The 24,567-nt window shown below is 48.0% G+C and carries 13 protein-coding genes; 4 read left to right on the plus strand and 9 right to left on the minus strand.

The genetic code is table 11. The features are described from left to right. Nucleotides 1–22: 22 nt before the first annotated feature. The 8 genes from ACEW9O_RS19730 to ACEW9O_RS19765 all read right to left on the minus strand — a co-directional run bounded on the left by ACEW9O_RS19730 (nt 23) and on the right by ACEW9O_RS19765 (nt 16,863). Nucleotides 23–2,935 carry a SusC/RagA family TonB-linked outer membrane protein gene (locus ACEW9O_RS19730; protein WP_373551916.1) on the minus strand — a complete coding sequence of 971 codons (2,913 nt, stop codon included), beginning with the start codon at nt 2,933–2,935 and terminating at the stop codon, nt 23–25. A gap of 22 nt (nt 2,936–2,957) precedes the next feature. Next, nucleotides 2,958–4,763: a RagB/SusD family nutrient uptake outer membrane protein gene (locus ACEW9O_RS19735; protein WP_373551917.1), complete on the minus strand. Its 1,806-nt coding sequence runs from the start codon at nt 4,761–4,763 to the stop codon at nt 2,958–2,960. Between the two features lie 11 nt (nt 4,764–4,774). Then, nucleotides 4,775–8,224 carry a SusC/RagA family TonB-linked outer membrane protein gene (locus tag ACEW9O_RS19740; RefSeq protein WP_373551918.1) on the minus strand — a complete coding sequence of 1,150 codons (3,450 nt, stop codon included), beginning with the start codon at nt 8,222–8,224 and terminating at the stop codon, nt 4,775–4,777. Between the two features lie 165 nt (nt 8,225–8,389). Continuing rightward, the gene (locus ACEW9O_RS19745; RefSeq protein ID WP_373551919.1) at nt 8,390–9,382 is read right to left on the minus strand and encodes a FecR family protein; all 993 of its coding nucleotides are present in this window, start codon (nt 9,380–9,382) and stop codon (nt 8,390–8,392) included. Nucleotides 9,383–9,416: 34 nt separating this feature from the next. Continuing rightward, nucleotides 9,417–9,974: an RNA polymerase sigma factor gene (locus tag ACEW9O_RS19750; RefSeq protein ID WP_373551920.1), complete on the minus strand. Its 558-nt coding sequence runs from the start codon at nt 9,972–9,974 to the stop codon at nt 9,417–9,419. 267 nt (nt 9,975–10,241) lie between these two features. Beyond that, nucleotides 10,242–13,535 (minus strand): DUF1553 domain-containing protein, encoded by a 3,294-nt coding sequence (locus ACEW9O_RS19755; RefSeq protein ID WP_373551921.1) that lies wholly within the window; start codon nt 13,533–13,535, stop codon nt 10,242–10,244. A 350-nt stretch (nt 13,536–13,885) separates the two neighbouring features. Beyond that, complete coding sequence (locus tag ACEW9O_RS19760; RefSeq protein ID WP_373551922.1) at nt 13,886–15,316, minus strand: DUF1501 domain-containing protein; 1,431 nt, start codon at nt 15,314–15,316, stop codon at nt 13,886–13,888. A gap of 11 nt (nt 15,317–15,327) precedes the next feature. Further along, complete coding sequence (locus tag ACEW9O_RS19765; RefSeq protein WP_373551923.1) at nt 15,328–16,863, minus strand: c-type cytochrome domain-containing protein; 1,536 nt, start codon at nt 16,861–16,863, stop codon at nt 15,328–15,330. A gap of 322 nt (nt 16,864–17,185) precedes the next feature. Here ACEW9O_RS19765 and ACEW9O_RS19770 point away from each other — a divergent pair, with 322 nt between their 5' ends. Beyond that, nucleotides 17,186–17,635: a hypothetical protein gene (locus tag ACEW9O_RS19770; RefSeq protein ID WP_373551924.1), complete on the plus strand. Its 450-nt coding sequence runs from the start codon at nt 17,186–17,188 to the stop codon at nt 17,633–17,635. 27 nt (nt 17,636–17,662) lie between these two features. Here the strand turns inward: ACEW9O_RS19770 and ACEW9O_RS19775 are convergent, their stop codons facing one another. Continuing rightward, nucleotides 17,663–19,675, minus strand: coding sequence for a beta-galactosidase (locus tag ACEW9O_RS19775; RefSeq protein ID WP_373551925.1), 2,013 nt, complete (start codon nt 19,673–19,675; stop codon nt 17,663–17,665). Between the two features lie 123 nt (nt 19,676–19,798). Between ACEW9O_RS19775 and ACEW9O_RS19780 the strand changes: the two genes are divergently transcribed. The 3 genes from ACEW9O_RS19780 to ACEW9O_RS19790 all read left to right on the plus strand — a co-directional run bounded on the left by ACEW9O_RS19780 (nt 19,799) and on the right by ACEW9O_RS19790 (nt 24,562). After that, complete coding sequence (locus tag ACEW9O_RS19780) at nt 19,799–20,851, plus strand: sensor histidine kinase (protein ID WP_373551926.1); 1,053 nt, start codon at nt 19,799–19,801, stop codon at nt 20,849–20,851. A 30-nt stretch (nt 20,852–20,881) separates the two neighbouring features. Further along, a complete protein-coding gene (locus ACEW9O_RS19785; protein WP_373551927.1) occupies nt 20,882–21,604 on the plus strand; it encodes a LytR/AlgR family response regulator transcription factor in 723 nt (240 codons plus the stop codon). 177 nt (nt 21,605–21,781) lie between these two features. After that, on the plus strand, nt 21,782–24,562 hold the full coding sequence (locus tag ACEW9O_RS19790; RefSeq protein WP_373551928.1) for a carboxypeptidase-like regulatory domain-containing protein: 2,781 nt from the start codon (nt 21,782–21,784) through the stop codon (nt 24,560–24,562). Nucleotides 24,563–24,567: the final 5 nt, after the last annotated feature.

Here is a 24,567-nt window from a genome sequence, read left to right on the forward strand (position 1 = left end):
GTCAACTATTCATTTTAAGGATTTACAATTGAATGTTCAGCCCAAGGGTCAAAGTTCTCATGACCGGATAGCCGGTCAGAGATTCAGGGTCGCCGTATTCAATGTTGTCCCAGGAGAAAAGATTGGTTCCATTGATGAAAATTCTGGCCGATGAAATTCTGACTTTATCCGTCAATTGAGCGGGTAAAGAATAGCCAATCTCGGCACTGCGCAATTTGACGAAGCTGCCATCCCGTTGCCAGAAAGAAGAAAACTGGTAGTTGTTGAGGTTGTCTCTGGAAGATAGCCGCGGATAGGTGGCGGATTCCGCAGTTTGGGGTGTCCAGCGACCAAAGGCAATGGGCGCAACTTGCCCATTGCTCTGAAACGCATGAAAAGTATTTCCTCCCAGATAAACGGTATTACCCGTTACTCCCTGGAAAACCAAATCCAGATCAAACCCCTTGTACCGTAGCCCCGTATGTAAGCCAACACTCAATGCCGGCTGGCTAGGGTTGCCGATGGGCATGCGGTCATTGCCATCAATGATTCCATCTGGTTTCCCTTCTGGCCCGCCGATATCCTGGTATTTGATGTCTCCGGCCCTGATTACTTCGGTCAGTACACCCGGTACACTTTTGGGATCGATCGAGCGTTGGGCAATGTCATCGGCGGAGTAAAAACCAATGGCTTTGAGTCCCAGCGGTTGTCCAATTTTATTGCCGGTACTGAGGAGTTGTGGGTTCAATTGAATGGCCTCCGCATTGAATACAATTTTATTGTTCGCATAAAATACATTGGCTGCGGCAAAGAACTGGAGTGCCTTTTTGTTGGCACTATTGTACCGCAAAGCAAGATCAAACCCATTGTTGTTGGTTTTGCCCTGGTTGAGTGTTGGTGTGATGACTCCGAGGTAGAGGGGAATCGTACTGTTTGAACCAACCAGAATATCGTAGCGGTCGCGGTTGAAATAGTCAAAAGAGGCTTCGAAATGTTTGAAGAAGGCGATGTCAAGTCCTACGTTCAAAGATTTTTCTTTTTCCCAGGTTACGTTGTTGTTGGCGATGGCATTTTCGGCAAAACCACCAACGCCGGTGTTACCCGTACCGAAAAAATAGCCCCCACCTCCAAAAGTTGGGGTATAGGCATAACGAGTGGACAATCCTTGCGAGGCAATGATGTCGTTGCCCACCAAGCCGTAGGAAGCGCGCAGCTTTAAAAAATTGATGGTTTGACTTTGTTTCAAAAAACCTTCGTTAGACAAGATCCATCCGACAGAACCGGCTGGGAAAAAGCCATATCTTTTTTCGGGGGCAAAAACCTCGCTGCCCATGTAGCCCAATGAAAATTCAGCGATGTACTTCTCATTGAGGACATAGGTGAGTCGGCCCGCCGCGCTATTGTGTTTGTAGGGATCCGTAGAATTCGCCGTGGGGTTTGACGGGTCAGAAGCTGGTCCAAAGAGCGTAACGTTGTCGTTGTTCATCATGACCATCGCCGAAATATCGTGCTTGCCGAAGGTTCTTTGGTAGTTTAAAAAAGCCTGTACGATGAAATTCCGGTATTGATCCAGGGTCTCCTCGGCGCCAGATAAGGAAGTCAGCTGACCCACTGGAGGGCTATAAATGGTATCCCCGATTACCCCCCGCGTTACTGAATAGCGGGGGTACTGTTTGGATTTCCGGGAACCCTGTTCAAAATAATTGTTGATGGAAACGGCCGCGGACACACTCAAACCTTTGGTAATCATGTCCAACTGCTCGGTAAATTTCAAGGAAGACAAAATGGTGCGGGAATTGTTGTTGTAAAAACCCGTGGAGATCAAATTGCCCACCGGGTTGGCGTACAAGGCATTGCCGCCGTAGCTTCCATTGGGGTTATACACCGGAAATGCATTGGGTGGCAATGATTGCAACAAACTAAAGGTTGACCCCGTCGTGTAGTTGTTCGGGTTACTGCTTGCCTCAATGGAGCCAGCAATTCTAAACTCCACAGACAATCTTCTGGAGAGCGAAATGTCTAAATTGGACCGGAAATTGTATTTCGCATATTTTGAATCAATGCTCTCATCGCTGAGGTCGCCAAATTTTTTGAACAAGCCTTGGCTGTTCAGGGCATTTAGCGACACAAAGTACCGGACAAACTTGTCGCCACCGCCAAAATTCAAATTGTAGCTGGAAGCATACGAGGTGGGCCTCAGCACTTGATCGTACCAATCCACATCGGGATGGAAAACCGGGTCGGAGCCATCTTTATACGCTTCGAGATCTGCATCGGAATAACGGATGGGTAAGCCATCGTTGTTTAAGGCCTCGTTGTACAATACACTGTAATCATAGGCATTCAAAAATTGGGGCAAGGCCTGCGCCTGGTTGAAGCCCTGACGGGTGGTAAACGAAACTTTCAATTGGCCTTCTTTTCCCGCTTTGGTCGTGACCAATACCACGCCATTTGCAGCACGAGCACCATAAAGCGCCGTGGAAGCTGCGTCTTTTAGTACCGAGATGGACTCAATTTCTTCGGGGGTCAATTGCATAAACGCATTGGATGGACCCGTACCATTGCTGATGAAACCATCAATGATGTACAAAGGGGCATTGCTGGCCCCACCAAATGTATTGATGCCCCGGATCAGCATACCAGGGGTAGCGACACCGGGTTCGGCCCCCCCTTGGGTCACCACTAAACCACTCAGGCGGCCATAAAGAGTATTGCCCAGGTTCAGGTTGAAGGTTTTTTCCAAATCGCTGCCATAAACGGTTGATATGGCCGTGCTGACGTGTTGGGCAGGCTGAACGCCAAATGCAATGTTTCTTTGCCCCTTAAAAAGGGACTTAACTGGCGCATTGCTCAGGATTATCGTATCGCTCTCGGTCGTTTGTGCAAACGAAGCCTGAGCGAGTAGTAGGATAAAGAGTACAATAAGCTGTACGCTGATGTTATAGGTTGATTTCATGATGACGTTTGAAGGCGGTTGTCTATTGCCAACCCGGGTTTTGTATTAAATTACCTTTCAGGACTTCACTCTGTGGAAAGGGGTGCAAATACATGTTGCGGTTGAAGGTTCTGGTTTCAAAAGTATAGGGCTCCCAGCTGTAGGTATAATTGGGCGCCGTACCAACCCGGTTGATTCTCAGGCCTTCAAAGTTTCCTTTCATGACCCCTTCGTCTTCAGCAAGCAACCAACGTTTGACGTCCCAAAAGCGGTGGTCATCGGCGGCCATTTCAACGGCAATTTCATTTCTTACCCGTTCCCTGAATTGCTCCTTGCTGAGGCCTTCGGGCAGATTGGGCATTTTCGAACGGCTTCTGATGGCATTTACAGCCGCATAGGCTTCCGCAGGTGGTGCCGCGCTGAATTCATTCAAGGCTTCCGCATAATTCAGGTAAAGTTCATTGACCCGAAACAATACGTCATTCAACACAAAATTGCCGCTGGTGGCGTTGCGGGGGATGTATTTCCGCAGCCAGACTCCACCTTTACAATTGACGTAATCTTTCCCTCCACTGTAAATTTGCGCGATGGGATCCCGAGCAGTATAATAGCTATTGGTATAAGCCACAGTTTGTTTAAAGCGGGGATCGAGGGAGCGGTATTTTGCAATCAAGTCGGGTCCACCTTTAACATCCCAAGTAACGACCTGCCCCAGCGTGTCTTCATATTTCCGAATAAAGTTGAGGGGTACACTGATCCCACTCCAGAATGAACCAAAGCAGGCCGGGTTGATGAAAGTCAGGGGCGCGTTTCCGATGTTCGTAATCCCACCTGCCAATTGGCCACCCTGGAACATCAGGATCAGCTCTTTATTGTTTGGTGTCTCCCATGATGCACGGTAATTGCCCAAAGGACCCACGGTGCCATTGTCCAACTCTTTGGGACTGCGGTTGTTGGGTTCATCAATCAAGCCATAACCGTTGGCCAGTGCAAAATCGAGGGCTTCTTTGGCAGCATCTGCGGCCAGTTTCCAGCGGTTTACATCGTAATTGCCATAACAGATCAACTTGTTGTCGGCTGGGTTGGCCATACTCAAAACGGGGGCGGCGGTGTTGTACTGTGGGCTAGCCGCATACAACAATACTTCCGATTTCAGGGCCAGTGCGGCCACTGAAGTTGCTCTGCCGGTTTGGGAAGCAGAATAAATTGGAGGCAGATTCGGAATCGCCTCATCCAGATTTTTGATGATGAACTTTACACAATCTTCAAATGAACTGCGGGGTACGTCAACGGCTACGCCCGGTTCAAACATTTGATCCACAATCGGTACACCTCCATAACGTTTGAGCATTTCCATGTACATCAAGGCCCGTAAGAACTTGACTTCAGCAACAACTTGCTTCTTGAAAGCCTCATCGGCATCGGGAACTTCATCAATTCTGTTGATCACCAGTGCAATTTGCCGCATGGCGATCCAGCGGATGAAGTAGCGGAAGTCTTCAACATTGATGATGTTAGAAGGAAGAACCAAGCCCTCATTCCAGCGATTGTTGTTGACAAAATTGGCTTCAGATGCATCTCCTTCATCACTAATGCTGGAACTGGGGTGAATGCAATCGGTGCTGTTTACCTGTGAGAAAGGGATATTGCCCTGGTCCCGGTAACGAAAATTGGAATGCATGCTGTATTTGTATACCGTAGCGAGGAAACTCTCGAGGTCCGCTTTGGTAAGGAAGACATTGTCTTCGGTAAGGTCTACACCTGGTGCTTTATCTAAAAAATCCTTTTTACAAGCAGAAATGATGAACAAGCAGAGTATGACCGGAAGGATAAGTATTGTTTTTTTCATGGCAGCAAGGATTAGAAGTTAACATTGAGGCCGAAATTGATGGTTCGCACCAAGGGGTAAGGTTCGGTATTGGTATCTCCGGTTGAGGTGTTTTCCGGGTCAATTCCAGGATAGACTTTATCCCAGGTAAACAGGTTATTGGCGTTGGCGTAAATCCGGCAGGAACTGATCCCCAACTTCTTAAGTAGTTTTGGATTGGCTGAATAGCCTACTTCTACATTTTTGATGCGCAAGTAACTGGCGTCTGCCAGGAAAAAACTGGAACCGGCATTATTGGGATTTGTACTCACCGAAAAACGGGGGAAGTTGATGGGTAAACCTGCTTCGTAACGCTCCTGAGTCCAGCTTTCGATTAAATAATTGGGGGATCCTTCGGGAGGGGCACCGCCATAGCCGGAGGTTCTTTGAAAGCGGGTATAATACAGCGACACATTCCCCACACCCTGAAACAATACCGAGAGGTCAAAACCTTTATAGTTACCCCCCAAAGATATGCCGTAGGTTATTTCGGGAATATTGGAATAACCAATGGGTACCTGATCAAAATCATTGATGATTCCGTCACCATTGATGTCTCTGAATCTAATGTCTCCAGGTTGTACACGGTTGTTTACCGATTGGTAAACGGGTCGGTTAGCATCGTTTACTTCTTCCCAGCTATTGTAAAGGCCATCGGCAATGAGCCCAAAATTTTGTCCCAGGCGTTGCCCGGTTCGGTTTTGGTAGGCATATTGGTTCGGTATTTCATCTCTGAAGAGTACTTTGTTGCGGGCGAAGCTGTAGTTGGTAGAGATGCGGTAGCCAAAATCACCAACTTTGTTGGTAAACGTAAGGTCGGCTTCGTACCCTTTGTTCTCCATACGCCCCAGGTTTGTCGCAGGTTGTGATAGCCCGGTGATGTTCGAAATGGTTTGAGGTGTGGCCAGGATATCACTGCGGTTTTCTTTGAATATATCCCCGGTGAAACTGAGCTTATCCTTGAACATCCGAATCTCCACCCCGAGGTTTTGCTTGATTGCACGTTCCCAGGTCACATCGGGGTTGCCGGTAGCTCCTTCCCGAAGTCCGGTGAAGCCTGTATAGGTAGCCCCTACATTGCCAAAATAGTAAATTCTGCCCACCGTAGAATAACTGGTTGGCCGATACAAAAAACGACTTCCCCCGATGTTGTCATTGCCAACCTCACCGTATGAACCCCTGATTTTTAGTAAGGAAATCAGCTCTTGCTTGGGGAAGAAAGCTTCTTGCGACAAAACCCAGCCCAAGGAATATGCCGGAAACAAGCCAAAACGTTTTCCGGGGGCAAAATTTTCGGTACCGTTATACCCCACATTTATCTCTGCCAGATAGCGACCACCGTAATCATAAGTGGCTCGGCCTACATAACTTTGATAACCTTTAGGGATTAAAAAGGCAAAAGAAGGGTCGGTCGTTTTTTGCTGGTTGTACAAGAGCAAAGCGGTAACCCCATGTTTGCCAAAAGTTCTTTTGTAATCAATCCCGAATTGGGCGGTAATGCGCCGATTGTAAGTACCCGTTTGGTTAAAGTTGAACTGTGCTTCGGTGGTGCTCGGTACGTAATTGATCGTACCATCGGGTAGCCTTACGGCCAAATAAGTGATCAAGGTTTTGGTGTTGATGATTTGCTGATCGTTGTAGGTTTGAATGGCCATAAATCCATTTGCCGACAAACCTTTGGTGATCAGCCCAAGGTCATAATCGAGGCGCAATGACCCATTGAGGTAATTGCGGTACGAACGTTTGATCCCGCCCGCGGCGTTTGGATAGAGCAAGCTTACGTAGGGGTTGTTTCTGGATCCGGTAAAAATGTTCACAATTTTGCCATCTACCACCCCAGGCGTTTCCAATGAACTGGTTCGGGCAATATCGCCAATGACCCGTTCGGTACTCGAATTGTTGTTGCCAGAGCGTATTTCGGTTTGAGACGACAAGTCCAGCGCCATTTTTAAACGGGAGGTGATGTCAAAATTAAAGTTCGAGCGAATGTTGTATCTTCTAAAAATCGACTGTGGAGAAAAAGCGTCGATGATGTCCTTGGTGTCTTTGAACAAACCTTGCTGGTTGTAGTAGCCACCCGAAATGAAATACCGCACCCTTTTTTGCCCACCACTGATGCTGAGGTTGTGTTGGGCTTGAGTGGATACCTTTCTAAACATAATGTCAAACCAATTGGAGTTGGGGTGAAAAATGGGGTCTTGACCATTGGCGTACAGTTCAATATCGGTAGGTGAGTAGCGGGGGGTATACACGGCCCCAGTAACATAGGCATCGGCCTTTAGCGCCGTATTAAAATGGGTGGCATAATCAGCGCTGTTCATGTTCTCCCGTAAAGCAGTGAATGAATTGAAGCCCTGATTGGCGGTATAACTGATTTTTGGCGCACCCGTTTTGCCCCGTTTGGTGGTAATGATCAACACCCCATTGGCGCCCCGAATTCCATAAACTGCCGTTGAGGAAGCATCTTTCAGAATCGTGACGGATTCGATTTCATTGGGGTCAATGTTGTTGTAATTGTCAACCTGAATGCCGTCAACCATGACCAGTGGGTCGGTATTGCCCGAAAAGGTACCTACCCCCCGGATTCTGATTTTGGAGCCGTCATTGCCAGGTTCTCCGCCCGACTGGGTTGCAAAAAGCCCGGGCAGGCGACCAACCAGGGAATTGCTGATGTTGGCCACCGGAGACTGGATGAGTTCCTTGGTGCCCACAGAGGAAATAGCCCCGGTCGCGTTGATTTTTTTCTGGGTACCAAAACCTACCACCACTACTTCGTTCAGCGCCTCGGTATCGGGTTGTAGATTCACATTGAGGTTGGTTTGCCCATTCAACGAAATTTCCTGGGGCACATACCCTACAAAACTAAAGAGCAGCACGGCTTTTTCGTCGGGTACATTGAGGGTAAAATTGCCATTGGTGTCCGATACCGTTCCTTGTTGGGTTCCTTTGATTTGAATGGTTACCCCGGGAAGTCCAGCGCCCGTTTCATCCAGGATTCGCCCTTGAATGGTGATCGCTTCTACAATGCTGAATACCGGGGACTCTATTTTTTTTGTACTGGGCAATAGGCCCATTTTTTTCATTTTGCCTTTTTTTAACAAAATCCGGTTTTCAATGACCTCATAATCAATGGAAGCCGGATTCAGGATTTCACCCAACACCTCTGATAGTTTCCGATCTTTGGCATTTAGGCTCAATCGTTGGCTCACCTTGATTTTGTTGCTGTACACAAATTTAACCTCGGCTTGATTTTCGATCCGGGTTAAAATGTCTCTTAATTCGAGTTGTTTGCCCACTACGGTAATGCTCCGATTGAGCACTTCCTGCGCCTCAGAGTTATGTGCCCACGCTACTGTGCTGAAGAGTGCCACCAAAAGCAATTGGGAAACCGTGATACGCATAAATTTCCTCCATGTTTTGGAAGTGAGTAAATTTTTGTCCATATTTACTTGTTTTTTAATTGGAAAATTGAGAAACAAGCCCTCCCACAGATTGGCGTTTGTAGAGGGCGAACCAGCAGCCGAAAGTGTTCGTAGCATTTTCGGCTTTTTCTTTTTTAAGAGCTTGTTTAAATATTTTTGTTTTCGGCGAAAATATTTAAACGAACTCTAACATCCTTCCCCGTTGATAAATACTACCGTGCCGCGCTTTTCATAGCTGGCATCGATCGATTTACAAATGAGTTCCAGTTGGGTGAACATAGACAAACCATTCAAGTCTGCAGTGATGGTGCAGTCCTTAATTTGATCAGTAGAAATAACAAACTCAATGCCGTATAAAGTCGACAATACGTCCAGTACAGATTGTAGCGAAGCCTCTTCAAAATCCAGTTTGGGTGCACTCAATGAGGCGGTGTTGAGTTGCAAAGGATTTTCAACAATGCTGGGTACGATGTTTTGAGAAACCTGGTCATACACTACCCGTTGATTGGGTGTGAGAATCAATCCATTGTGCTCATCTTTTTGCTCAGGTTTGATGGTGTACACCGACACTTTTCCGGTGACCACTGCTACCTCCACTGTATTGTTTTCTTCGTGCTGTTTGATGTGAAAACTGGTGCCCAATACTTCGGTAACCAAGGTTCCAGTGTGCACAATAAAAGGTCGGGAGGAATCGCGCTTAACCTTAAAGAAGGCTGCACCTTTCAAGTAGATCACCCGGTTTTGGCGATTGAATTTTTTGGGGTAAGTAATAGCGCTATTGGGTTGCAGTTTGACCGTACTACCGTCTACGAGCGTAAGTGTTTGGGTTTTTTTACTGGTATTGCGATGTTCAAGGTGCTTCAACTTACTACTCAGGTGTTCGCTTTTTCTGGGGGCGATGATGTCCTGAAAAAAAAGCGACAAAATAAAAACAATGGAAGCCGCAATGCCCCATCTGACCCAGGAAATACGGGTGATGCTCAAGGAATGGCTGAGCACGCCTCGGCGGATGCGCCGCCACAATTGTTTTTTGATGAGTTTGGCTTCCTCTTCGGGTAAAAAGCTGGTGTCGTGCTCCATTTGTCGATTCGCCCAATTGTCTAAAAGTAGTTCTTCCTCTGGGGTACAGCCACCCTGGAGGTATTTTTCCAACAACTTATCAAATTCATACTGCGTCATTGCCTAGCTGGTTAAAGAGTTGAGATGAGATGGATTAGTTTTGGTGGAAGTCTTGCAAGCGCTCTTTCAACACTTTCAGAGACTTGGTGATGTGGTATTCCACCGCTTTCTCCGAGAGGTTTAAGTGCTTGGCTATTTCACTAACCGTCTTGTGCTCGTAGCGACTCATTTTAAAGACCTCTACCGTTTTTTCAGGTAGTTTTTTCATCGCTTCTTCTACCGCTTTTTGCAAGTCTGAAAAATTGATGATGTCTTCTACCGTACTGCTGCGCTCGATTTCCTGAAAAATGAGGTATTCCTGGTACTTGCGCAGATTGATCTTTGACTTGATGTAGGCAACTGACAAGTATTTGACCGAAGCAATCAAATAAGTGGTCAAGTTTCGGATGTTTAACTCTTTTCGTTTTTTCCAAAGGTTTTCAAACAGGTTATGAACCAGGTCTTCTGCTTCCTCTTTGGTGCCGATATGGGTATACGCCAGGGTATACAACTTCAGCCAGTACTGGTCGTAGATCTTTTCGAATGCCTTCAAATCTCCTGCTTGAAAGCGTCGAATCAGCTGCTCTTCTTCCAAAATGTAGTTAGCATCCATTTTTCGCTTGCGATTCGCTTATAGTGAGTTGAAAGGCTGAAACCCCTAAACCAATTTAAAGGTTTTTTAGAATTTTTTTTCCAAAGGGAGTAAAACCGCCAAATACTATTTTTAAATGAGCAGATTTATCTATGTATTTGACGGTTTTTGAACTAGGATGTCCTCCGAGCGAAATGTCCAGTAGTGTGAAGCGCTACTTAATTACTTGACCATATTAATTAAAACCTGGATTATTTTGACCTTTACAACAACCTGGATTTATGCAAATTAACGTTTCACCGAAAACTCATCAAAGTTCATCAAAGTAGAAGCCACAATGGTGAAAGCCGCCACCTCTGCTTCGTTCAATTGAGGGTCGCGGGTATACTCGCCCACTTTCAACAATTGGCTAGCCAACTCAGGGTGTTGCTGAAAATAGGCCCATTGTTTTTCAAACAAACGGCTTAGTTCCACCAATTCAGCGGCACGCGGTTTGCGGCTGATCAAGGCTTGAAAACCGTACTCCAGGCGCGCGTCGACTTGGGGCGCACTTTTGACCATTTTTTCGGCCAAAATGCGCGCAGCCTCCACAAACTGCGGATCGTTCATCAGCACCAAAGCTTGCAAGGGTGAGGCCGTTTTTTGCCGCCTCACCACACAGTACGAGCGATCCGTTGCATCAAAATTGAGCATGGAGGGGGGCGGAGCACTACGTTTCATAATCGTGTACAGGCTGCGGCGGTACAAACTATCGCCGTGGTTTTGCACATAGACCGTGGCATTGCGCGTCGCCAGCGCTTCCCACAATCCGGCGGGCTGGTAGGGGTACACACTGGGGCCACCAATATGCGGCACCAAAAGTCCACTGGCAGCCAGGGCATTGTCGCGTACCAACTCGGCGGGCAAACGGTGCGCAGGGTAGCGGCTGTACAGGTTATTGCTGAAATCCAGTTCTTTGGCAGCAGAGCTGGGGATGGACGATTGCCGGTAAGTAGCCGACAGCACAATTTGCCGGATAAAAGCCTTCACATCCCAGTTTTTGGCCCTAAAATCAAGCGCCAGCCAATCCAGCAAAGCAGGGTGGGAGGGAAGTGCCCCCTGGTTGCCAAAATCCTCCTGGGTTTCGACCAAACCTTCGCCAAAGAGCATTTGCCAATAGCGGTTTACCGCCACCCGGGCAAACAATGGATTTTCGGGTGCCAACAACCATTGCGCCAAACCGAGGCGGTTGCGCGGGTATTTTTTTTCATCAAAAGGAAAAACCTTGCCCAGGGTACCCGGGGTCACTTCGATGTCGGAGGGCGCATCGTAGGCCCCCCGATTGAGAATAAAGGTTTTGCGGTAAGCCTGGCGGTCGCGCATGATCATCACCTCCTCCTGATCGGTTACCAATTCGTTTTCCTGCTGGCGCAAGGCCAATAAGCTGGCCTGACTGGCGGCAAATTCCGGCTGTAACCCCCGGAGCAGGTAAAACTCCAGTGCTTGTTGTTGTTCGCTCGCATTGAGCGTGGGTTTGGCCAGGAGCTTGCTGATGCGTTCCTGTTCGTCAAAAAGGTCCAATACTTCGATTTCCGACAATTGCCGTTTGAATACCTGCAATTCGTCCATCGCAAAATGCTGGATCGTTTTGGAGTTGTTGCCCTGTTCCATCCCCAGCATGAAGTTCTTTTTGGCGCGGATGAATTGATGGCGGGCAAAAACGATGCTTTTTTGCAAATCATCAGTCAATAGCTCGTACTTGGGAATCGTGCCATTGATCCAAAAGCGTACTCCGGCGGCTTTACTACTGCCATCATACGTCAGGGCGATGTGGGTCCATTCCCCCACTTTGAGCGAATCGATGGTTCGAAAATCGATGGCATTGGCTGGCCAAACGTGGTTGAACTGGAAAGACAAGGTACCATCTTTGTGCAGTTTACAAAGCCAGCCACGATAACCTTCGGCATCACCATTGGTGCGGTTGAAGATCGGGCCTTCTTCCCCTTTTTTGAGTAGTTTGACCCAAATGCTGACCGAAAAAGGCTGCTGGCGGTCATAATTGAGGGCTGGGCCAGTGTACATTCCAGCGTCGCCCCGGAACGTGATGGCGTTGCCTTTTTTGCCCTGGGTCTGCTGGGGGTATTTGTCGCGGTCGCCTAAAAATGAAGCCGCTTTGAGGCTGGTGTCACTTTTTTCGAGGTTCCAAAAACCCTTGATTTTGGCCAGGGGTTTGATTTTGAACGTACTGTCTTTTTTGCTTTTTTCAATTTCCTTGGCGCGTTTCGCCAGCTCTTCTTTGGATGGCGGGGTGATGTGGTCAATGGTAAGGGTGCTATCCAGCTTTTCAAAATCGAGGTGGAGCACCCGGCCTGATGGCTGGCTGAGGGCGGTTTTGTCTTCGGTTTTGAGGGCCTGCATCCATTTTTCCAGGTCTTGGAGGTATTGTTTGGACACGTTTATTTTGGACAAATGGGGCTGCATCGTGGCGCGCAAACTGTCCAGGCTTTTTTCGGCAGCTGGGCTGGGCAAGATCACGGTAGGAGAAGCCTCCCCGTTGTAAGGCACAATCCCGGTGTCGTTGTTTTGGTTGAAAAAAGCGAAAAGGGAGTAATAATCTTTGTGCTCGATCGGGTCGTATTTGTGGGTATGGCAGCGGGCACACTCGGTGGTGAGGCCCAAAAAAGCTTTGCCAAAGGTATTCACCCGGTCGGCCACGTATTCTACGCGGTATTCTTCGTCTACCACACCTCCTTCCTGGCTTTGTTGGTGGTTGCGGTTGAAACAAGTGGCCAGGAGTTGATCGCGGGTAGGGTTGGGTAGGAGGTCGCCCGCGAGTTGCCAGGTAATGAATTCGTGAAAGGGCAAATTTTGGTTGAAAGCCCGGATCACCCAGTCGCGGTAGGGGTAAGTATTGCGCAAGCCATCGTCCTGATAGCCATGTGAGTCGGCATAACGCGCCACATCCAGCCATTCGAGCGCCATGCGTTCGCCATAATGCGGGGAGGTCAACAAACGATCGACCAGGTTTTGGTAGGCTAGGGGAGAGGGGTCATTCACAAAGGAACGAACCTCGGCCACAGTGGGGGGTAAGCCCGTCAAGTCCAGGTAAAGTCGCCGGATCAGGGTTTCTTTATTGGCTTCCGCATTGGGTTTGAGGCCTTTTGCTTCCAGTTTTTGGGCAATAAAATAATCAATGGGATTTTTGACCCAGGTTTTGTTTTGGACGGTTGGAACCTGATGGGTTGCGGGGGGAATAAAGGCCCAATGTTCCTGGTATTCGGCACCTTGTTCAATCCATTGGATGAGTAATTTTTTTTCGGCCTCAGCGAGGCTGAGGTTGGATTTGGGCGAAGGCATTACGTCATCTGGATCGGTGGTCAGGATGCGTTTGACCAATTCACTTTCCTGGGGTTTGAAGGGGACAATGGCCCGTTTGCCGGACTCCAAAAGGGCAGTTGCTTTTTTAAAGGAAGTGAGTTGGAGGCCAGCGTCTACCTTGTTTTCGTCGGGGCCATGGCATTTGAAGCAACGGTCGGCCAAAATGGGTTTGATTTGGCTGTTGAAATCGAGTTTGGGTTCGGCGGGGATATTGGCTACCCACATTTCGTCCCTACGGGCTACCCACGTTTCGTCCCTACGGGACTCGGGAAACCTTCGGGAATTACCGTTTGCTACCCATATTTCGTCCCTACGGGCCTCGGGGAACCTTTGGGAATTACCGTTTGCTACTATTTTTCCGCGCAACGGGAGCCCCGCTAGGGGCGCAATATGGGTAGCAAACAAGGGCCCCCATGTTTTCCCGAGTCCCGTAGGGACGAAATGTGGGTAGCCCGTAGGGACGAAATATGGGTAGCTCTGAATTCCAAAAAAGAGGATCAGCACAGCAAAACCGAATAATTTATTGCGATGGAACATGTTCAACTATTGAATTCAACAAAAAATAAACAACTGGCTTACAATAAAATATCCTTCACCACATGACCGGCCACATCGGTCAGGCGATAACGTCGGCCCTGAAACTTGAAAGTAAAGCGCTCGTGATCGATGCCCAGGAGGTGCATGATGGTGGCCTGGTAATCGTGAACATGCACCGGATCTTTGATGATGTTGTAGCCAAAATCATCTGTTTCGCCGTAAGTAAACCCTTTTTTCACCCCGGCGCCAGCCATCCAGATGGAGTAGCAGCGGGGATGGTGGTCGCGCCCATAATTGTCGGGGGTCAACTTGCCTTGGGAATAACAGCCCCGGCCAAATTCTCCACCCCAGATCACGAGGGTATCTTCCAGCAGTCCACGTTGTTTGAGGTCCAAAATCAGCGCAGCCGAGGCTTGATCCACATCTTTGGCCAATTTTTTAATGTCGGTGGGTAAATTGCCGTGTTGGTCCCAACCCTGGTGGTACAATTGGACAAAACGCACGTCGTTTTCAATGAGTTTACGCGCCAGGAGGCAGTTGGCGGCATAGGTTCCCGGTTTGCGGGCCTGGGGGCCATAGAGGTCGAAGACCCAATCGGGTTCTTTGCTCACATCCAGGGTATCGGGCACCGCAGTTTGCATGCGGTAGGCCATTTCGTACTGGGCAATGCGGCTGTTGAGTTCGTCATCGAGCACGGTTTCCAATTGCTGTTTGTGCAATTTGGCCAACACATCCAGCATGTCCCGGCGGGTCACTTTGTCGACCCCGGGTGGGTCGTTGAGGTACAAAATGGGATCATCGCCGGAGCGGAACAAGACGCCCTGGTGTTCGGAAGGCAAAAAGGCATTGTTCCACAACTTGGCATACAGCGGTTGGTCGTAGCTGGTGGAACGCGATAAGAGCACACAAAAAGCAGGCAAGTTTTTATTCTCGGAGCCCAGTCCGTAGCTGATCCAGGAGCCAAAACTGGGCCGCGCACCCTGCTGGCTGCCCGTTTGGATAAAGGTCACCGCAGGATCGTGGTTGATGGCTTCGGTATGAACCGATTTGACGACGCAGAGTTCATCGGCGATCTGTTGGTGGTACGGCAAGAGGTCGCTGAGCCAAATGCGGCCCTGGCCATATTGACCAAAAGTAAATTTGCCATAAGCCAGCGGAAAAGAGCGCTGATTGGCTGTCATGCCGGACACCCGCTGTTCGCCCCGTATGGAAGCAGGCAATTCCTGCCCAAACATCTCCTTCAATTTGGGTTTGTAATCGAACAACTCCAATTGAGAAGGAGCGCCACTTTGGAACAAATAAATCACCCGTTTGGCTTTGGGTGGGAAGTGGGGCAAATTGTTGTCGTTGGTCAAAAACTCATTGCCGGTGAGCAGGCTGCTTAGCGCGGTAGCGCCTAAACCCAACACACTGCCGGATAAAAATTCGCGGCGATTGACTTTGCTATTGTATTCTTCGAAAATGTTCATGTTGCTTGAATTTAGAGGGCCTGTTTGTTACCGGAAGGTAGTTCTTTTTTGCCTGCACCCATGGAATCGGGTTTGACAAATTGGAATCCCCCCATCACGATTTGTAATTGTGGCATGGCCTTTTTCAATTGTTCAACTCCGGTGGGACTGACTTTGGTTTGCCATAAGTAGAGCGTTTTCAGGTGGGCGCATTTCGGCAGTGCAAGTAGTCCTCGATCCGTAATGTTCGTTCCGTACAAGTTGAGCTGTTCCAGATTGGGCAGGTTTTGCAAATGGGACAGACCTGCGTCGCTAATGCTGGTTTTTTCCAAATTGAGCCAGGTTAAGTTTTTAAAACTGGCCAATTTTTTGAGGTCATCGTCCTGCACGGGTTGATTGCTCAAGCGGATTCTCAACACTTGATTGTTGATGCTTTTTAAGTCATCCAGCAATGTGGCGCGGTATTTTTTTACATTGACAAAATTCGCCATGAGGTAATTGCTGCCCTGGCCAAAATCGCTGATGATGATGTTGTTTTGTTGCAATTGAGCCAAAGCCGCTGGTGTTGCTACTTCGACGGGGGTACTCAAAATTCCGGCCTCTTGACTGGATCTGCTTACCGAGGCATTGATTGATCCTTTTGCGGCTAAGCTATCAGCGCTGGGGGCTTTGGGGAGCTCAGCCAGTTTGAGGCTGGGGATTGCCAGTGCAGTTGGGCTGCTACCTGCGCCAATGGTAATGGTTTCGATCTGTTCCTGGAAAGCTGCGCCCTTTTTGATCCAAAAATGCAGGGCGGCGATTTCCTGTTCGCTGAGCTGGGGTTTGCCCTTGGGAGGCATGTGGTTGTCATCGTCGGGGGGTAGCAGCAAGCAGCTGAAGATGCTGCTGGCATTGGGGTTTCCGGGACTCAGGATGCTGCCATTTTTCCCACCTTTTTTGATGAATGCTTCGGTATCCAGGCGGAGGCCACCTTTCATTTTGGTAGCCGAATGGCAACTGTAACACTTGTTTTCCAAAATAGGTACCACATAATCGCGGTAAATAAAGGTTTTTCGTTCAACGGTTTGTGGAACACCTTCATTGCCCGAGTTTGTAGCAGTGCTATCGGTAGTACTGGCCAATTCTACCGTTTGTAAACTATCCAGATTGGGGATGTTTACCGATTGCGCGGTTTTCTTTTTGGGAAAAAGGTAGTCCTCGCCGTGGGTCAGGTTTCCCCCGTAATGGCCCGCCAAGGTCAACAGAATAACAGTACTGACCATCAAAACCCAGCGGAAACGTTTGAGTGCAAAAGCCAGCGCGGCCAGAGCGGTGGTCGCAATTCCAGTCCATTGGTGTTTGGCGACCAGCGCCGCGTCGTATTCCCCAGATTGCGCCAAAAACCAGCCCGCTACACAAGCAGCGATCGAGCACAGTGCACCTGAAAACAACGCAAAACCGATCACCACATCGATGTCAATTTTTCGAATGCGCTGAAATACCATCATTGCAAAGGCAAAGAGCAAGATGCCGATGGGCAAGTGGACAATCAGTGGATGGAAGCGACCTATCAGTTCGGTTGGTAGCATGTAAACGAGCGTGTTGGTAAGTAATGGTGTAGTTTCTAAGTAGACCTACAAAATGGATTTCCCCCTGAGTCTTGATCCATTTTACTTTTCTGGAGGCACTTGAATGGGCCCTAATTTAGCATTCAAAAATCAATAAAGTGGAGGTGAAATTTTTGTACAATCTTATCTTAAAGATGGAGTTTTTGGGCGTGTGGTGATGCTGGGGGGGAGATTGACGGGCCTCGAATTAAAAGTGTGAATAATACAACTAAAACCCAAAATTGTGTAACACCTTGGGGGATAAATACACTGACCTTGTGAAGGTACCAATCATAGTTTATAAATGAACTTCATACAATCAAAAAGGCCAGGTATAAATGTGTACGCAGCCTTTACAACATTGTTTGCCATTGTCATGTTGCATTCGTGCGATACGACCAAATATATCTTTTCAACATCACCCGTAGTTCCAGCTGCAGAAGGTTCAGTAAAGGTGAAGAAAGATAAAAACAGCAACTACAACATTGTTTTAGATGTAAATAATTTGGCAGAGCCTCAAAGACTTAGCACTGCAAAAGAAACCTACATCGTGTGGATGGAAACGGAACAGAACGGGAGCAAAAACATTGGACAGCTGAAAACAGCAAGTGGTTTGCTTTCCAATACACTTACAAGTTCCCTTAAAACTGTGGCAACCTTTAAGCCTACGGGCTTTTTCATTACAGCAGAAAACGATGCAAATATTCAGTACCCGGACGGTCAAACCGTGCTAAGTACCGGAATGCGACAATAAAAACCAACAACGCTGGAGTAACACTTACTATTTCTCCACCCAAACAATCGAATGCACCGCTACTTTTGGCACTTTCACACTGGCTACTCCATTTGAATACACAAATAGCAAAGGTTTATTCTCGGGCTGTTGCACAATGCGCAAGGGTTTTTTAGGTAGTCTGATTCTGAGGTTCAAATCTGTCAAGGGAGGCAACTCATCATAGGTGTACACTTTGTCGCTGTTGTGATTTCCGCTCGCGTTGATCAGGTTGATGGCTAGTTTTCCCTTTACGTCATTGACCGTGACGTGCAGCAATTTTGACCCTTGTACTTCTACCATGGGGTTGGTGAAAAGTTTTTTTACGATTCCATTTAAAAAGTCCCGCAGTTGTGGCGACTGAAAGTTGCGGTAACTCAACCCAAAGTTAAAATAGAGCCCGGCAATTTTGCCTTTGCCCAAATCTGCCATTGAAGCGGCAATACCGCTGGGAAAACGTGTGTCCTGGTTCACATAATAGTTGCCCAATCCTGGGTTTCCCGCTTTAAGGGTCACCTTTTGCAGTAAATCATTCACCAGTCCCAGGTCGCCATTGTTGGCCACCCAGCAGAGTTGTTTTTGGGGCGTGCCATTCAGCTCAATGCCCAATTCAGTGCTGAAATTTTTCACCGCCTCAGCGCCGATGACCAGCAGTTTTCCTCCGTTTTGGGCATACGTTTTTAGTTCTTGCAAAAAGTCTGGCTCGAGGTAAATCCACTCAGGGATAATGATTAGTGGATACTTGGCCAGGTTTCCTTTCAGGTGGTGTTCTGCCAGCACTTCCACGGCATTTTGCCCATCCATCAAGGCGGTTAAGATGGCCTTGACCGGTTCGGCGATCCCATTGCCGTAGAGGTTAGTGCTGTATTTGTTGAAACTCGCCAGTGAATACAGCAGGGCAATCTGTGGAACCGCACTTGCGCCCTGGGTATAAGGCTGTCTGGCCCGCACAAATTTGGCCAATTCGCTCATGGTTTTTACTTGCTGCACCCGAATGGAGGCATCGCGGTTTTGGGTAAAATAGCACTGGTAGCCTCCTCCCGTGGCAATTACCTCTGCCGCCTCCTGGCTGAGATTGAGGGCAGTTTTGGGGCCGTGATTGCTGGTATTCCAGGCGGTATTGAAACTCCAGGACATGAGATCCCAAGGTTTTTTGTAGGTACGCGACTGGGCAGCCAGGACCCTGGATTCAAAAAGGGCCGAATTCACCCCGTTCATAGGAGTGAGGTCGCCCGACATGAAATCGATGTTGAGTTCAACAGGCTCCGGCATGAAGGAGGAATAAGCCCAGTTGGAAGCCACCTGAAAACTCGGTTTGTATTGGTGCAACTGATCGGTGTAGCGCCCCACATAATTTTTGAAGGATTGGCGGGCAAAATTCATAAAGTCGAGGTAATGTTCGTCTTGTTTGGATTTGGGCACGGCAGTTATTCCCGTCTGCTGTTGGAACTTGCTCAGCGCCAAAGGGGAATAATCCAAAACGGTTGACCAACAATCCCCATCTACCCACACCCCATCTATACCATAATCGGCAATTTCTTTCAGTTGGGGGATCATCAGCTCATCCACATACGCGCCATGTACCGAGGTTTTTTGGGTGCTCGGTTTGCCACTGGCATCGATTACCGCCCATTCCGGGTGCTTCCTCAAGGCGGCATCGTCGTACACACCTGAATAGTGGACGTATAGGGCCACGCCATGTTTTTGGGTTACTTTGCGGAACAAGGCGAGGGGGTCTTTGGCAAAACTTTTGACCTGCGTTCCGCTGCTTACTTTGGTCGGATAACTTGTCACTCCCGGGTGCCCCTTGGAGTCTACTTGAATAAAATCGGGCTTTACGGCGGTCAAGAGGCTATCGATCATGCCTTCGGTAAGCGTTTTTCCCACCAGTGAGTCGTTGACGTTGGCGTGAAAATCGAAGTGCAAGCCAAAGAAGCTATCGGCGCGGCGAAGCGGTGCTTTTTGGGCAAAAAGGACAGTGCTCGTAAGCAAAGCGCAGAGTACAAAAGCGAACTGTTTCATGGTTGTAGAATTGGAACACGCTAAAATAGACAAGTTGCAATTTTATTAGTAAGCATTACCCAAATAAAGATTAACCATGAATTGCTTTACCTTTGGTAACCGGACTACAAATGACACTGCACAATGCCGAAATACCGCATCATATTTTATCACCTGCTGGCCTGGACGGTTTTTTACTCCTTGCCCATTCTTTCCACTTGGTCAGGATCAGCAGCTGTAATCAAATTGCCTCGGCCGCCCAGTTTGTTTTGGATAAGTAGCCTGCTGCAAATCCTGATTTTTTACCTGAATGCCTATTGGTTGATGCCACAGTATTTTTTCAAAAAAAAATATTTGGCTTACGGCTTAGCTATACTGGTCGTGCTGGCGCTAAGGGCTTTGGCTTTGTACAATTTCCCTTTTCCTGAATTGCCAGATCTGCCAAATCGACCACCTTTGCCAGATCGGGATTTTAGAATGATGCGTTGGGTTTTTTTATTCTTCCCTGGTTTGATTACGATTGTGCTTAGCTCGGGGTTCCGGATTTTTATCGAGCACCGCAACAAGGAAAAACTGTACAAAGAGCGGGAAACTACAAACTTGCGCTCCGAGCTGCGTTTTTTGCGCTCCCAAATCAGTCCACATTTTTTGTTCAACGTGTTGAACAGCCTTACGGCCCTGGCGCGTAAAAAATCGGAGTTGTTGGAGCCTTCGCTGCTCAAGTTGTCGGAGTTGATGCGCTACACGATTTACGAAACCGATCAGGATTTTATCTCCCTCAAAAGTGAAATTGACTACATTCAAAGCTACATCAACTTGCAACGTTTGCGCTTTGATGAACACATCCGCCTGAACATCAACATTGACGACACAGGCATTCAACATCAGCAAATTGCACCCATGCTGTTGATCCCCTTGATTGAAAATGCGTTCAAGTACAGTTCACAAGTAATGGGGGCACCTTTCATCGATTTGAAGCTGGAGCTGAGGGAACAAAATTACCTGGTATTGATGCTCAAAAACAGTTGCAGCAACGCAACACCACTCAACAAATCCGCTGAAGAAAATATGCCTTCGGCTGGACTTGGCTTGAGCAACCTGCGAAGGCGTCTGGAGTTGATTTATCCTCAACGTTTTACATTTAAGGTTCAACAATTGGAAAATGAATTTTGGGTCGCATTGGACATTGAATTATGAGCATAAAGCCCGAAAAAATACCTTTACAAGATGAAGTGCATTATTGTAGATGATGAGCCACTTGCCCTGGATTTGTTGGAAGACAATCTGTCGCGCATCCCCTTTATTACCAATGTAGGGCGTTGTAAAAATGCCTTTGAGGCCATTCAAGCCATTCATGAACATCAGCCCGACCTCATTTTTCTCGACATCCAGATGCCAGGTTTGGATGGAATGTCTTTTGTGAAATCTTTGAACCAGCCTCCCTTGATTGTATTCGTAACCGCTCACAAGCATTATTCCTTAGAGAGCTATGACCTGAATGCACTTGATTATTTGGTAAAACCGGTGAGCTTTGAACGTTTTTTCAAAGCCTGTAGCAAAGCCCAGGAATGGCACCAACTCCGTCAACGGGTAGCTGCTGCTGAAGTAGTTTCGGTTGAAGAAAATGCCAAGGCCGATTTCATGATGGTGCACATTGATTACAGTCTGGTCAAAATTTCATTTAAGGACATCCTGTTTGTAGAAGGGCTCAAGGATTATGTGAAAATCTTTTTGCAAAACGCCCCCAAACCTCTGGTCACGCGCATGAATCTAAAGGCAGTAGAAGAAGCCTTGCCCAGTTCTGATTTTAGCCGCATTCACCGCTCTTACATTGTGGCTTTGGACAAAATAGACGCGCTGCGCAAAAATGCGCTGGTCATTAAAGGACATGAATTGCCCCTGGGAGAAGCGTTTCGCGAAGGCCTAGACAACTATTTTAAACTGAAGTAGGCAAAAACGCTCTATCTCTCCATCTCCACATTTCCCCTACTCATCTCCACATTTTCCGGCTTGGTATACACTTGGTCACGAGCGTCAGCTACCCGACCAACGCAACGGTGCAGATGCTTCATCTTTAGCACGAAATCATCAAGATTATTTGGGGTTTTTGAGCTAAAACTTGCGTTTATGAATCGAATATTTACTAGCCTACTGTGTTTGTTTTTACTGGGGACAGGCGCTACACTCAGCGCTCAAAGTAACGGTTCCGTGGATTCAATGACCATTGTTAAATTGCTACAGTCTTACAAACTGGATCGTTTTTACCACGGCACCCTGGCCGAAGTACTGCGGCAATTGCAAGCTGAGACTGGAATCCGTTTCGAAGGGAATCCAAAATTGCTTAGCAGTACCAATATCGAAGATCGTCCTTTCAACCTAAGCCTCGAAGAAGTGCTCAACCGTTGGTGTAAGCGCCTGCAACTCAAGTGGTACCTGGACGGCAAAAATCAGGTCATCTATGTGATGCGACGAACCGATGATCCCAATGGCCAAAGACTGGGGCAAACCCCAAAAAAATACCAAGGCCCGCCCAGCGCCAGTAATTTCACCCTAAGCGGGGTAATCAAAGATGCCAGCACTGGCGAATCCTTACCTTTTGCCAATATTCAGGTCAAAAAATCCAGTTTGGGTGCCAATTCCAACCCAGATGGTTATTTCACTTTGCAGAAAGTACCTACTGACACCTCCATGTTGATTATTTCTTATTTGGGCTATAAGACGCATGAATTGAGCCTGTCACCGGATTTGTCCAAAACCAATCTGGTCATTGAAATGACCCCGGAAGGTTCCATTCAACTGGATCAAGTTACCATTACTGCCCAAAGCGAAGCCCTAATGCGCCCCAATGAATCAGGTAGCATTGTACAACTTACACCCAAACAATTAGCCAAACTTCCAAACGTAGGGGAACGAGATATCATGCGTTCTCTGCAACTTTTGCCAGGGGTGTCTGCCGCCAATGAAAGCACCTCTGGCCTTTTTGTGCGCGGCGGGACACCCGATCAAAACTTGATTTTGTACGATGGGTTTACAGTGTACCATGTAGACCATTTGTACGGTTTTTTCTCCGCATTCAATTACAATGCCCTGAAAGATTTGCAGCTGTACAAGGGAGGCTTTGAGTCGCGGTTTGGCGGGCGTTTGTCCAGCGTAACCGAAATCACGGGCAAAGAGGGCAACTCCAAACGTTTTGCTGTGGGAGGCGACATCAGCTTGCTCAGCGCCAATGCCTATGTGGAAGGGCCAATTGGCAAAAAAATCAGCTATTTGGCCACTGGGCGGCGCTCCTGGAGGGGCCCGATTTACAACCAGATTTTCAATCGGTTCAAAGACGAAGAAGAAGGGCCGGGGCCGGGTCGACTACTAGGGGGCGGCGGTGGCGGTGGTGGCAATCCATTTGGCGGCTCAGGTGGACCCAGTTTCAACTCAACAGTAGCTTCTTTCTTCTACGACTTGAATGGAAAGGTGACTTGGCGCGCGGGTAAGTCCGACATTTTTGCGCTGAGCTTTTTCAACGGTACCGATTACCTGGACAACAGTACCAGCATCAATTTTGGCGGGTTATTTGGCGGGAGTGACGATGGGGGCATCAACAACACCGACCTCACCAATTACGGCAATATCGGGAGCAGTTTGAAATGGTCGCGCCGGTTTTCGCCTAAGTTATACGGCAATACCCTTTTGAGTTTTTCCAATTATTACTCGGACCGCGACCGCACGACGCAAGGCAGCTTTACCAACGCTGATGGCGAAGAACGCGAGGTACGCAACGGCTTGATCGAAACCAATAATGTGAAGGATTGGAGCTTGCGCTCTGATTTTACGTATGACCTCAACGAACGGAATAGTGTAAGTTTTGGCTTTGCATATACCAACTACGATATTGCCTACAATTTTGGTCAAAACGACACCCTTTCGATTTTAGACCGGAAAGACAAGGGGGGGGTGGGCGCTGTTTATGTGCAAGACAAAATCCGCCTGTCCAATAAAAAAATCGACCTCACGCCGGGGCTGCGGGTATCGTATTTTGAACCTACCGGAAAAGCCTACTTCGAGCCACGCCTGAACGCAAGCTATCGAATCAGCTCTCGATTCCGGGTAAATGGGGCCTGGGGCAAGTACTACCAGTTTGCCAACCGGGTGGTACGTGAAGATTTGCTCTCGGGCAGTCGGGATTTTTGGATTCTTTCCAATGATCAAAACGTACCGGTCAGTTCAGCCTGGCATTACATTCTGGGCACGGCTTATGAAACGCCCAAATACTTGTTTTCCGTTGAAACGTATTACAAAAAGCTAGATGGCATCTCGGAATACTCCTTGCGCTACGCCTTGCGCCCTGGACAAATCAGTTATGAGGAGAACTTCTATTCTGGTCGAGGGTATTCCCAGGGCATCGAATTTTTGGCGCAGAAAAAAAGTGGCAGCATCACGGGTTGGGTGAGTTACACCCTGGGCCAAGCGCGCAACCAAATCGACATTTATGGGGAGGATTATTATTCAGCCAATCAGGATGTCACCCATGAGTTCAAAGCAGTAGCCATGCGCAAAATGGGTCGCTGGGACTTTTCGGCGACCTGGATTTACGCCACGGGCCGTCCTTACACCGCTCCGGACGGCGGGTACAGCATCACCTTATTGGATGGCGTTGAGGAAGATTACATCACTACGAGTGCCAAAAATGGCAGCCGTTTGCCCGACTATCACCGCTTCGATGTAGGCTTGACCTGTAATTTCAATCCCCGATTGGATGGCTCGGAACGTGGCAGCCTGGGGTTATCCTTGTTCAATGTTTACGGGCGCAAAAACGTGTGGTACAAAGAATACCAGATTGAAGACGGCAGTGTATACGAAGTGGACAAAAACTATCTGGGTTTTACGCCCAACCTCACCTTTACCATCAAATTTTAATCCAC

The sequence above is a fragment of the Haliscomenobacter sp. genome, assembly GCF_041740695.1.
Classification (GTDB): Bacteria; Bacteroidota; Bacteroidia; order Chitinophagales; family Saprospiraceae; genus Haliscomenobacter.